This window comes from Streptomyces sp. NPDC101490, from assembly GCF_044767145.1.
GTDB lineage: Bacteria > Actinomycetota > Actinomycetes > Streptomycetales > Streptomycetaceae > Streptomyces.
Map to the genome: position 1 here is coordinate 17,245 of NZ_JBIWNI010000039.1, position 11,364 is coordinate 28,608.

12 protein-coding genes and 1 tRNA gene are annotated in these 11,364 nt (G+C 70.5%); 7 read left to right on the forward strand and 6 right to left on the reverse strand.

Features of this window, described 5'->3' with window-relative positions:
- Positions 1–249 precede the first annotated feature (249 nt).
- The 4 genes from proP to ACIRQY_RS34440 all read left to right on the forward strand — a co-directional run bounded on the left by proP (position 250) and on the right by ACIRQY_RS34440 (position 3,242).
- Complete coding sequence (gene proP, locus ACIRQY_RS34425) at positions 250–1,746, forward strand: glycine betaine/L-proline transporter ProP (protein WP_403932426.1); 1,497 nt, start codon at positions 250–252, stop codon at positions 1,744–1,746.
- A 119-nt stretch (positions 1,747–1,865) separates the two neighbouring features.
- On the forward strand, positions 1,866–2,507 hold the full coding sequence (locus ACIRQY_RS34430) for an HNH endonuclease signature motif containing protein (RefSeq protein WP_403932429.1): 642 nt from the start codon (positions 1,866–1,868) through the stop codon (positions 2,505–2,507).
- Positions 2,504–3,205: an HNH endonuclease gene (locus tag ACIRQY_RS34435; RefSeq protein ID WP_403932432.1), complete on the forward strand. Its 702-nt coding sequence runs from the start codon at positions 2,504–2,506 to the stop codon at positions 3,203–3,205. The genes ACIRQY_RS34430 and ACIRQY_RS34435 overlap by 4 nt, the downstream gene beginning before the upstream one ends.
- Positions 3,170–3,242, forward strand: a tRNA-Leu gene (locus ACIRQY_RS34440). Before ACIRQY_RS34435 ends, ACIRQY_RS34440 begins: the two co-directional genes overlap by 36 nt.
- A gap of 55 nt (positions 3,243–3,297) precedes the next feature.
- Here ACIRQY_RS34440 and rdgB read toward each other — a convergent pair.
- The 4 genes from rdgB to ACIRQY_RS34460 form a co-directional block, all read right to left on the reverse strand.
- Positions 3,298–3,900, reverse strand: coding sequence for an RdgB/HAM1 family non-canonical purine NTP pyrophosphatase (gene rdgB / locus ACIRQY_RS34445; RefSeq protein WP_351782745.1), 603 nt, complete (start codon positions 3,898–3,900; stop codon positions 3,298–3,300).
- 8 nt (positions 3,901–3,908) lie between these two features.
- Complete coding sequence (locus ACIRQY_RS34450) at positions 3,909–4,289, reverse strand: hypothetical protein (RefSeq protein WP_351782748.1); 381 nt, start codon at positions 4,287–4,289, stop codon at positions 3,909–3,911.
- A gap of 112 nt (positions 4,290–4,401) precedes the next feature.
- A complete protein-coding gene (rph, locus tag ACIRQY_RS34455) occupies positions 4,402–5,133 on the reverse strand; it encodes a ribonuclease PH (protein ID WP_366441048.1) in 732 nt (243 codons plus the stop codon).
- A 95-nt stretch (positions 5,134–5,228) separates the two neighbouring features.
- Positions 5,229–5,462: a glucose PTS transporter subunit EIIB gene (locus ACIRQY_RS34460; RefSeq protein WP_018517946.1), complete on the reverse strand. Its 234-nt coding sequence runs from the start codon at positions 5,460–5,462 to the stop codon at positions 5,229–5,231.
- Between the two features lie 233 nt (positions 5,463–5,695).
- Here ACIRQY_RS34460 and ACIRQY_RS34465 point away from each other — a divergent pair, with 233 nt between their 5' ends.
- Together ACIRQY_RS34465 and ACIRQY_RS34470 are read left to right on the forward strand one after the other, a co-directional pair.
- On the forward strand, positions 5,696–6,994 hold the full coding sequence (locus tag ACIRQY_RS34465; RefSeq protein ID WP_403932437.1) for a PTS transporter subunit EIIC: 1,299 nt from the start codon (positions 5,696–5,698) through the stop codon (positions 6,992–6,994).
- A gap of 286 nt (positions 6,995–7,280) precedes the next feature.
- Entirely contained in the window at positions 7,281–8,534 is a 1,254-nt protein-coding gene (locus ACIRQY_RS34470; RefSeq protein WP_403932440.1) for a PTS transporter subunit EIIC, read from the forward strand.
- 164 nt (positions 8,535–8,698) lie between these two features.
- Here the strand turns inward: ACIRQY_RS34470 and ACIRQY_RS34475 are convergent, their stop codons facing one another.
- Positions 8,699–9,451 carry an MBL fold metallo-hydrolase gene (locus tag ACIRQY_RS34475; RefSeq protein ID WP_351782763.1) on the reverse strand — a complete coding sequence of 251 codons (753 nt, stop codon included), beginning with the start codon at positions 9,449–9,451 and terminating at the stop codon, positions 8,699–8,701.
- A gap of 198 nt (positions 9,452–9,649) precedes the next feature.
- Between ACIRQY_RS34475 and ACIRQY_RS34480 the strand changes: the two genes are divergently transcribed.
- Positions 9,650–10,138 carry a type II toxin-antitoxin system PemK/MazF family toxin gene (locus ACIRQY_RS34480; protein ID WP_403932442.1) on the forward strand — a complete coding sequence of 163 codons (489 nt, stop codon included), beginning with the start codon at positions 9,650–9,652 and terminating at the stop codon, positions 10,136–10,138.
- A 147-nt stretch (positions 10,139–10,285) separates the two neighbouring features.
- Here the strand turns inward: ACIRQY_RS34480 and ACIRQY_RS34485 are convergent.
- Positions 10,286–11,205 (reverse strand): IS5 family transposase gene (locus ACIRQY_RS34485; RefSeq protein WP_403932447.1). Its coding sequence is split into 2 segments (ribosomal slippage): positions 10,286–10,860 and positions 10,860–11,205, totalling 921 coding nucleotides; the frame shifts between segments, so codons are not numbered across the junction.
- Between the last annotated feature and the right edge of the window lie 159 nt (positions 11,206–11,364).

The window sequence follows — 11,364 nt, forward strand, 5'->3', positions numbered from 1 at the left end:
GCCCCCCCCGGGGGGGGGGGGGGGCGGGCGCCGGCCCCCCGCGGGCGGCGGGGGCCCCCCCCCCCGGCCCCGCCGCCGGCGCCCCCCCCCCCCCCCCCCCCCCCCCCCCCCCCCGGCCCGCCCGAGGTGACGGAGTCGCGGTCCCCCCACGAGGCGACCGGGCAGCGGTCCCGCGCGACTTTGTTTGTGAACGGCACGACCGCGCAGAAGGCTCTCCGGCAGCTTTTCCCGGAGAGAGGACGTACGGCCATGCCGGTCACGGACCGCGACCCCGACGCCGACCCCGAGGCCGTCAGACGCCACCCCCGCCTGTTCCGGGCCGCCACCCGGCGCCGACGGCCCCGGCTGCGGCGAACCGACATCACCGTGACCGACGAGGCGGCGGTCAGGCGGGCCGTGAAGGCGGCCTCACTGGGCAACGCCATGGAGTGGTTCGACTTCGGCGTCTACGCCTACCTCGCCGTCACCCTCGGCCAGGTCTTCTTCCCCTCGGGCAACGACACCGTCCAGCTGCTCTCGTCCTTCGCCACCTTCGCCGTCGCCTTCCTCGTACGCCCGCTCGGCGGCATGGTCTTCGGCCCGATGGGCGACCGGATCGGCCGCAAGAAGGTCCTCGCGCTCACCATGATCCTCATGGCGGCCGGCACCTTCGCCATCGGCCTGATCCCCTCCTACGCCTCCATCGGCTTCTGGGCCCCGGCCCTCCTGGTCCTCTTCCGCATGGTCCAGGGCTTCTCCACCGGCGGCGAGTACGGCGGAGCGTCCACGTTCATCGCCGAATACGCGCCCGACCGCCGCCGCGGCTACTTCGGCAGCTTCCTGGAACTCGGCACCCTCGCCGGATACGTCGCCGCCGCGGGCCTGGTCACGGCGCTCACCACCTGGCTCGGCCCCGACACCATGGAGGCCTGGGGCTGGCGGGTGCCGTTCCTCGTCGCGGGCCCGCTGGGCCTGGTCGGCCTCTACCTGCGGATGCGGCTCGACGAGACGCCCGCCTTCCAGCGGCTGGAGTCCGACGCCGCCCACCCCTCCGAGGCGGCGGACCCCGTGGAGACCTCCGCCAAGGGCGACCTCGGCCGGATCTTCCGCAGGCAGTGGCCCGCGCTCATCCTGTGCGTGGCGCTCGTCGGCGCGTACAACATCACCGACTACCTGCTGCTGTCGTACATGCCGACGTACCTCTCCGACGAACTCGGCTACAGCGAGACCCACGGCCTGCTGGTCCTGCTGCTCGTGATGGTGCTCCTGATGCTGATCATCACCCGGGTGGGCCGTCTGAGCGACCGGTTCGGACGCAAACCGGTCCTGATGGCGGGAATGCTCGGCTTCCTCTTCCTGTCGCTGCCCGCGTTCCTGCTGATCGGCCAGGGCGGCATCCCGGCGATCACCGCGGGGATGCTGATGCTCGGCCTCTCCCTGGTCTGCATGCTCGGCACGATGTCGGCGGCGCTCCCCGCGCTCTTCCCGACGCACGTGCGGTACGGCTCCCTGTCGGTGGGCTACAACCTGTCGGCCTCCCTCTTCGGCGGTACGACCCCGCTGGTCGTCACCGCCCTGATCGGCGCCACCGGCAGCAGCCTGATGCCCGCCTACTACGCGATGGGCGCGGCCCTCGTCGGCGTCGTCGCGGTGGCCTGCATGAAGGAGACGGCCCAACAGCCCCTGGACGGCTCACCCCCCTCGGTGGAGACCCCGGAGGAAGCGGCGGAACTGGTCATGTCCCAGACCCCCGAACCGAAGTTCTGACCACCCCGGACCCGGCCCGTACCACACACCCCCGACGCGAACCACCCGCCCGCGATATGACGTGACCGTCCGATATTCGGCTCGTTGCTCCGTACGAGAACCGCACAAGGAGGGGACGGATGAGAACGAGCGCGTACACGAGGGAACGACTGGAAGAGGCCGTGCGAGGAGCGCGGACGCTGACGGAGGCGCTGGAGCGGCTGGGGGTGGACCCGAGGAGCGCTTCCCGCCGGTACGTGCGCGATCGGATGCGCAAGCTGGGCGTCGACACCTCCCACTTCGAGCGGGAGGGGAGCCGCTGGACCCGGGAGGTCCTGGCGGAGGCGGTGGCGGCGTCCACGAACATGTGCGAGGTGCTGCGGCGCCTGGGGGTCGAGGTGGTGGGCGGGCAGCACACGCACATCAGCCGACGCGTCCGGGCGTACGGGATCGACACCTCGCACTTCCGTGCGCCGTCCGGGCGGGGCCGCCCGAGGCGTCCCCGGACTCCCGAGGTCCTGCTCGTCGAACAGACCGGTCCACGGGCCCGGCGCGTCCCGAGTGAGCGCCTGGTCCGGGCGCTGACGGAGTCGGGCGTGCCGAAGCGGTGCGCCTCGTGCGGCAACGAGGCCGTGTGGCGCGGCCGACCGCTCCCCCTGGAGGTCGACCACATCGACGGCGACTGGCGTGACAACCGCATCGGGAACCTGCGGTTCCTCTGCCCCAACTGCCACTCGACGACGGACACCTACCGGGGCCGGGGAAGCGGGCGCGGCCGGTGAGGGAGGGCGTCCGGTACACGTGTGAGCTGCTGGCCGAGGCGGCCTCGCGATGCGCGAGCGTCGAGGAGGTCATGGACTTCTTCGGCGTCCAGCCCGACGGAGATCTCCGCCGCTACCTTCTGAAGCGCCTCGCCCACCACCGCATCGACATCGCGCACTTCCCCCACCGCCGACGCGGTGGCCCGCCGCCCCGCCCGGCGGTGGAGGAGCTGCGGAGCGCGGTCGTGGGATCCCTCTCCGTCGCGGGGGCCCTGCGCCTCCTGGGCAGGCCGGACAGCGGGCAGATGCGCGGGCTGTTCCGGCGGTGGACGACGGAGGCCGGTCTGTCCACCGCCCACTTCCTCGGACAGGCGCACCAGCGGGGCAAGCCCGGAGCGACCCGACCGGCCGTGGAGATCCTGGTGCGGCACGGCGGTGGACGCAGGACCGGGACGCGGCTGCTCCGGCGGGCACTGCGCGAGGTGGGCGTGCCCGAGGAGTGCGCCGGATGCGGCATCGGGCCCGAGTGGCTCGGCAGGCCGATGACCCTGGAGGTCGATCACATCGACGGGGACAGGAGCGACGACCGGCGCGAGAACCTGCGGTTGCTGTGCCCCAACTGCCATGCGGTCACGAAGACCTGGTGTCGCGGAGGACGGCGGGTAGAGTGGGGAAACGTGTACGCGCCCGTACGCCAAGGGCTGAGCGGCGATCTTTAGGTGGTCGTGTCTGTCGGTTCGAATCCGACCGGGCGTACTCGTACGCGGGGCCCGGCGCACATCGTGTGCCGGGCCCTCGCGCGTTTCGGGTCTCAGCCCAGTAGGTCGTGGATCGCCGGGACCAGGGCCCGGAAGGCCTTGCCCCGGTGGCTGATGGCGTTCTTCTCGGCGGGGGTGAGTTCCGCGCAGGTGACGGTGTGGCCGGTGGGCTGGAGGATCGGGTCGTAGCCGAAGCCGTTGGTGCCCGTGGGGGTGTGCCGCAGGGTGCCTTCCAGTCGTCCCTCGACCACGCGTTCCGTGCCGTCGGGCAGGGCGAGGGCGGCGGCGCAGGCGAAGTGGGCGGCGCGGTGCTCGTCGGCGATGTCGCCGAGCTGGGCCAGGAGCAGGTCCAGGTTGGCGCGGTCGTCGCCGTGGGTGCCGGACCAGCGGGCGGAGAAGATGCCGGGGGCGCCGTTCAGGACGTCGACGCAGAGGCCGGAGTCGTCGGCGACGGCCGGGAGGCCGGTGGCCCGCGCGAGCGCGTGGGCCTTGAGCAGGGCGTTCTCGGCGAAGGTGACGCCGGTTTCCTTGACGTCGGGGATCTCCGGGTACGCGTCCGCGCCGACGAGTTCGAGGTCGAGGTCCGCGTCGGCGAGGATCGCGTGGAGTTCGGTGATCTTGCCCGCGTTGCGGGTGGCGAGGATCAGACGGGTCATGCCACCGATTATCCCGGGGTGCAGACCTTGGCCACTTCACCGGCCGCCGAGGTGATGGGGGCGATGTCCGGGGTGGCGTCGCCGTTCTTCACGGCGGTGCGGACGGTGTCGACGCCCTTGGTGAGGTCGTCGACGGCCTTGGAGAGGTCCGCGTTGTCGGTGGTGCCCTTGAGGTTGCCGAGTTCCTGGGAGATGGAGTTCAGCGATTCCTCGATCTGCGTCGGGTCGTTCGAGGCGTTGGAGACGGCCTGCTGGAGCTTGTCGACGCTGGTGGCTATCGCGTCGGCGGTCTTGACGCAGTCCATGGCGGTGTCGAGGGCTCCGCAGCCGCTCAGGACGGTGGTGAGTGCGGCGGCCGTGGCCACGGCGAGTGCGAGACGGCGCTTCAAGGCGGGTCCTCCCCGGTGGGTGACGCCCGGACGGGCGCTGGTGCGGGCGCTCGGATGGTATCCGGGCGCCCGCTCTCCCGTCAGGACGCCGTGGGAGTCCGGGGGGTTGCCGTCAGAGCGTGCCGTCGAGCGCCTTGCGCTGGATCTCGGCGAGTTCGGCGCAGCCGCCGGAGGCGAGGTCGAGCAGGGCGTTGAGTTCGGCGCGGTCGAAGGGCTCGGCCTCGGCGGTGCCCTGGACCTCGACGAAGCGGCCGTCGCCGGTGCAGACGACGTTCATGTCGGTGTCGGCGCGGACGTCCTCCTCGTAGCGGAGGTCGAGGAGGGGGGTGCCGTCGACGATGCCGACGGAGACGGCGGAGACGGTGCCGGTGAGGGGCTTCCGTCCGGCCTTGACGAGCTTCTTGCCCTGGGCCCAGGTGACGGCGTCGGCGAGGGCCACGTAGGCGCCGGTGATGGCGGCGGTGCGGGTGCCGCCGTCGGCCTGGAGGACGTCGCAGTCGAGGACGATGGTGTTCTCGCCGAGCGCCTTGTAGTCGATGACGGCGCGCAGGGAGCGTCCGATGAGGCGGGAGATCTCGTGGGTGCGGCCGCCGATCTTGCCCCGGACGGATTCGCGGTCGCCGCGCGTGTTGGTGGCGCGCGGGAGCATGGAGTACTCGCCGGTGACCCAGCCCTCTCCGCTGCCCTTGCGCCAGCGCGGGACGCCTTCGGTGACGGAGGCGGTGCAGAAGACCTTGGTGTCGCCGAAGGAGACGAGGACGGAGCCCTCGGCGTGCTTGCTCCATCCGCGTTCGATGGTGACGGGGCGGAGCTGTTCGGGGGTACGGCCGTCGATACGAGACATGGGACGAGCGTAGCCGTACCGCGAGAGGGGCCCGTTCCCCTGTCGGAACGGGCCCCTCGGGCGGTGCAGCGGCCGGTGCGGGCCGGTGCGGCTGCTTACATCATGTCTTCGATGTCGGCGGCGATCGGGTCGGCGTCGGTGCCGATGACGACCTGGATCGCGGTGCCCATCTTCACGACGCCGTGGGCGCCGGCGGCCTTGAGCGCGGCTTCGTCGACCTTGCTCGGGTCGATGACCTCGGTGCGCAGGCGGGTGATGCAGCCCTCGACCTCTTCGATGTTCTCGATGCCGCCGAGGCCGGCGACGATCTTCTCAGCCTTGCTGGCCATGTGTTTCTCCCTGTCCGTTCCGTTCGCGAGCACGCGAATCTCGGCGCACCTGTGGTCCGCTTTGTCACGGTAACCCACGGTTGGCCCAACTATGCGAGCGACTGCCGCCGTTCTGTCGAATGATGACGATCACCGGCGGCCTGTCCCCTACGGGCTCCCGGAGCCTATCGCAACTGGTCTACACCAGTGCAACGAGACGCGGACCCGGCTTGTTCCGGGCAGGGAGGACGCCGATGAGTACCGAAAGCGCCGCGGCGGGGCGGCAGAAATCCTGGGGCAGCGTGCTCTTCCAGGGACTCCAGAAGATGGGCCGGAGCCTTCAGCTGCCCATCGCCGTCCTGCCCGCGGCGGGCATCATCAACCGGCTCGGCCAGCCGGACGTCTTCGGCGCGGACGGTCTGGGCTGGACCGATGTCGCCAAGGTGATGGCGGGCGCGGGCGGTGCCCTGCTCGACGGCAGCCTCGGTCTGCCGCTGCTGTTCTGCATCGGCGTCTCGATCGGCATGGCGAAGAAGTCGGACGGCTCGACCGCGCTCGCCGCCGTGGTCGGCTTCCTCGTCTACTACACGGTGCTGCGCCAGTTCCCGAAGGCCTGCCCGACGGGTACGAAGGACATCAGCGGCGGCTGCCTGGGGGTGGACGACTCCTTCGCGGGGTACACGTACCAGAACCCGGGTGTCTTCGGCGGCATCCTGATGGGCCTCTTCGCCGCCTATCTGTGGCAGCGGTTCCACCGCACCAAGCTGGTGGACTGGCTCGGCTTCTTCAACGGCCGCCGTCTCGTGCCGATCATCATGGCCTTCGTCGGGATCGTCTTCGCGGCGCTCTGCCTGTGGATCTGGCCGCCGATCGGTGACGCCCTGGAGAGCTTCAGCGACTGGCTGGTCGGTCTGGGCGCCTGGGGTTCGGGCATCTTCGGTGTCGCGAACCGCGCCCTGCTCGTGATCGGTCTGCATCAGTTCCTGAACGTGCCCGTCTGGTTCCAGTTCGGTTCGTACACGAAACCGGACGGCACGGTGGTCCACGGTGACATCAGCATGTTCCTCGCGGGCGACCCGAACGCCGGTCAGTTCACCACCGGCTTCTTCCCGATCATGATGTTCGCGCTTCCGGCGGCGGCGCTCGCGATGACCCACTGCGCGAAGCCGCACCGGCGCAAGGCGGTCGGCGGCCTGATGCTCTCGGTGGCCCTGACCTCGTTCGTCACCGGCATCACGGAGCCGCTGGAGTACTCCTTCCTCTTCATCGCCCCGGTGCTGTACGCGATCCACGCGGTCCTGACCGGTGTCTCGATGGCGCTGACCTGGGCGCTGGGGGTGAAGGACGGTTTCAGCTTCTCGGCCGGTCTGATCGACTACCTGATCAACTGGAACCTCGCGACGAAACCATGGCTGATCATCCCGATCGGACTCGGCTTCGCGGCCCTGTACTACGTGATCTTCCGGTTCGCGATCATCAAGTTCAACCTCCCGACCCCGGGCCGCGAGCCCGAGGAGGTGGAGGAGGAGATGGAGCGGGACAACGTCAAGTGACCCCGCACTCCCCGCCGTACGGCTGACCGTTTCGGGGCTTTCGACCCCACGGTAAGACCCCCCGAAGGCCCCTGGACCTCACGGTCCGGGGGCCTTCTGTCGTCTCTTTCCGGCTATGGCTGAGAGCACAGAATTCGCAGGTTCCTTATCTAAGTCACACGTGCTACAACTGGTCTACACCACTGATTGGTGTAGACCACGCGGTCCAGACCACCGCGTTCCACGAGACGTCGCCGTCCCCCCTTCACTGTCCTCTGGCGGCGCCTTGCCTTTCTGGAGGAAGTTGATGAGTACGGCCACCGCCCAGGCCGCCGCTCCCGCGAAGAAGCGCGGATCCGGCCTGTTCCAGGGCCTGCAGAAGGTGGGTCGCAGCCTGCAGCTGCCGATCGCCGTGCTGCCGGCCGCGGGCATCATGGTCCGGCTGGGCCAGCCGGACGTGTTCGGCGCCGAGGGCCTCGGTTGGGACAAGGTCTCCGCCGTCTTCGGCAACGCGGGCGGCGCCATCACCGGCGCGCTCCCGCTCCTGTTCTGTGTCGGCGTCGCCATCGGCTTCGCCAAGAAGGCGGACGGCTCGACCGCGCTCGCCGCCGTCGTCGGCTTCCTGGTCTACAGCAAGGTGCTCGAGGCCTTCCCCGTCATCGAGGCGAAGGTCCAGGACGGCGCGGACATCGCCGCGAAGTACAACGACCCCGGTGTCCTCGGCGGCATCATCATGGGTCTGCTGACCGCAATCCTGTGGCAGAAGTTCCACCGCACCAAGCTGGTGGACTGGCTCGGCTTCTTCAACGGCCGCCGCCTCGTCCCGATCATCCTGGCCTTCGTGGGTCTGATCGTCGGTGTCTTCTTCGGCCTGGTCTGGGAGCCCATCGGCACCGGCATCTCCAACTTCGGCGAGTGGATGACCGGCCTCGGTGCCGGAGGCGCCGCCCTCTTCGGTGGTGTCAACCGCGGGCTGATCCCGATCGGCATGCACCAGTTCGTGAACACCGTGGCGTGGTTCCAGCTCGGTGACTTCACCAACGCCGCCGGTGACGTCGTCAACGGTGACATCCCGCGCTTCCTCGCCGGTGACCCGTCGGCCGGCATGTTCCAGTCCGGCTTCTTCCCGATCATGATGTTCGGCCTCCCGGCCGCGGCCATCGCCATCGCGCACTGCGCCCGCCCGGAGCGCCGCAAGGTCGTGATGGGCATGATGGTCTCCCTGGCCCTGACCTCGTTCGTCACCGGTGTCACGGAGCCGATCGAGTTCTCCTTCATGTTCATCGCGCCGATCCTGTACGTGCTGCACGCGGTCCTGACCGCCATATCCATGGCCGTCACCTGGGCGCTCGGTGTCCACGCCGGATTCAACTTCTCGGCGGGCTTCATCGACTACGCCCTGAACTGGTCGCACGCGACCAAGCCGTGGCTGATCATCCCGATCGGTCTCGTCTTCGCGGCGGTCTACTACGTGGTCTTCCGCTTCGCGATCACCAAGTTCAACCTCCCCACCCCGGGCCGTGAGCCCGAGGAGGAGATCGAGGACCTCACCAAGGCGTGATCCTCACCCCGTACGAAGGGGAGGGCCCCGGAACCAGAAGGTTCCGGGGCCCTCCCCTTTTCGTCCGTACGGGTCCGCACGATCCGGTCCGGCTGTACGGGCCGCCCGGCCGGACCGTCCGCGGGCGGGTACGGCCACGGCCGTACCCGCGTCCGCGTCCGCGCTCAGATCTCGTAGACCGCGCCCGGTCGCGCCAGCTCCGAGGGGCCCGCGTAGACCTCGCGGGCGTCCGCCAGGTTCCGCTCGCCGTCGGTCCACGGCGGGATGTGGGTGAGGACGAGCCGCCCCACCGACGAGCGGGCCGCCTCCTCACCCGCCTCCCGGCCGTTGAGGTGCAGGGCCGGGACGTCCTCCTTGCCGTGGGTGAAGGACGCCTCGCAGAGGAAGAGGTCGGTGCCCTCGGCCAGCTCGTGCAGCGCCTCGCACGTCCCGGTGTCCCCGGAGTACGTCAGCGAACGCCCGCCGTGCTCGACCCGGATGCCGTACGCCTCCACCGGATGGCACACCTTCTCCGTGCGCACCGAGAACGGGCCGATCTCGAAGGAACCCGACTTCAGGGTGCGGAAGTCGAAGACCTCGCCCATCGAGGAGGGGGAGGGGGTGTCCGCGTACGCCGTGGTCAGCCGCTCCTCGGCGCCCTCCGGCGCGTAGACCGGGATCGCGTCGCAGCGCCCGCCGTCGTGCCGGTAGTAGCGGGCGACGAAGTACCCGCACATGTCGATGCAGTGGTCGGCGTGCAGATGGCTGAGGAAGATCGCGTCGAGGTCGTACAGACCGATGTGGCGCTGCAGCTCGCCCAGGGCGCCGTTGCCCATGTCGAGGAGCAGCCGGAAGCCGTCGGCCTCGACGAGGTAGCTCGAACAGGCCGAGTCCGCGGACGGGAACGACCCGGAGCAGCCGACGACGGTGAGCTTCATGGAGCGGGAACCTCCGTGGACGGATACGGAAAGCGCGCTGGGGGGAGGCTGTGCGGTCAGTCGAGCGTACGGCGCGGCCGGGCCTGTCGCTCCTCCGTGACGGCCCGTTGTGGGCGAACTCACGGGCTCTGTCACCGGTTCGGATGGATGGCGGGCCGTTGCGGCGGACCGGGTCGTGCGCCGGTACCGTCTTGGGGTATGGACACGTCGTGGTGGCCCGCGCTGGGCGCGGTCGTGGTGATCGCCCTGGTGGTGGCGCTCTCCGACGGGCGGAGGCGTTCGGCCCGTCGGCCCCCGGGGCGGCGGCCCTCCGGGAGGACCCGGCCGCCGGGGCGTCCGGCGCGCGGTCCCTCGGGGCCGGGCGGGGCGCCGGGTCGGCGGCCGGCGCCGGCCGAGATCTGGTGGGCGGAGGTGCCCTACGAGGACGGGCCCGGTGCCAAGGACAGGCCGTGTCTGGTGCTTTCGGTACGGGGTGACCTGGCGCTGGTCGCCAAGATCACCAGCAAGTACCACGACGAGCGGCCCGGGGTGATCGCGCTGCCGCCGGGCGCGGTGGGTGACGCGCAGGGGCGGCCGAGTTTCCTGGAGACGGACGAGCTGCGGGAGGTCCCGCTGTCGGGTTTCCGCCGCAGAGCGGGAGCCGCGGACCCGGTGCTGTGGGACCAGGTCCGCCACCTGGCCCGCTGAACGGGGCCCCGGCGGGGGCGGTCGGGTCGGGGCGGGCGGGGCGGTCGGGGCGGGGCGGTCGGGCTCAGGTCCGATCGGAGCCGGGCCCCGGGGCCGGAGCCGGTGCGCGGGTCCCGCCCGCGAACCGGGGCTCGGCCCGGTCCGGGCCTAGGCAGTGTCTGATGGCTCTTTGATGAGGTCGCGGAGCCAGATGACGATGGCTGCGGTGGCCAGGGTGCCGTTGAAGATGTAGTCGCGTTTGTCATAGCGAGTCGCGACGGCGCGGTGCTGTTTCAGCTTTCCGATGGTGCGTTCGACGGTGTTGCGCTGGCGGTACTGCTCGCGGTCGAAGGCTGGCGGGCGGCCGCCGGTCCGACCACGCCGGTGGCGGTTGGCGCGTTGGTCGTCGGGTTGGGCGATCGTTGCCTTGATTCCGCGTTTGCGCAGGTAGGTGCGGTTGGCGCGGCTGGAGTAGGCCTTGTCGCCGCGGGCCCGGTCCGGCCGGGTGCGGGGGCGCCCGGGCCCGGTGCGTGCGATGTTCAGGGCCTGCATGAGCGGGATGAACATCGGGCTGTCCCCGCGCTGGCCGGGCGAGGTCAGCCAGACCAGGGGCCGGCAGCGGTCGTCGGCCAGCAGGTGGATCTTGCTGGTCAGTCCGCCCCGGGAGCGTCCCAGGGCCTCGCGGCCATCTCTGTCCACGCGCGCCCCACCCCCTTTTCGGGGTGGTCGGTCGGCGGATCGTGCCGGGCTCCCGCGGCGTGCTGGTGGGCCCGGCAGGTGGTGGAGTCGACGTTGACCGCCCACGAGCCGTCCGTGTCCTGGGCGGTGGCGTCGGCTCCGGCCTGCAGTGCGCGCAGGATTCTCGACCAGGTGCCGTCGGCCGACCAGCGGCGGTGGCGTTCGTAGACCGTCTGCCAGGTTCCGTAGCGTTCGGGCAGGTCACGCCAGGGGATCCCGGTCCGGGTCCGGTAGAGCACACCGTTGACGACGGTTCGGTGGTCAGCCCACCGCCCGCCCGGGTTCCCGGTCTCCGGCAGCAGCGGGGCTATGCGCTCCCACTGAGCATTCGTCAGTTCATGCCGACGCACCATGACGGACTCCTGCCCGGAACAGGCGTAGATCCACCACCCGGGCAAGAGCCATCAGACACTGCCTAGTAGTGCTTTGTTACCGGGTCTTGTCGTGTCGGGTTTTCGGTAGTTCGCTGGCTGTATGAGGGCTGGGGAGCTTGTGGCGGTGCGGGGTCG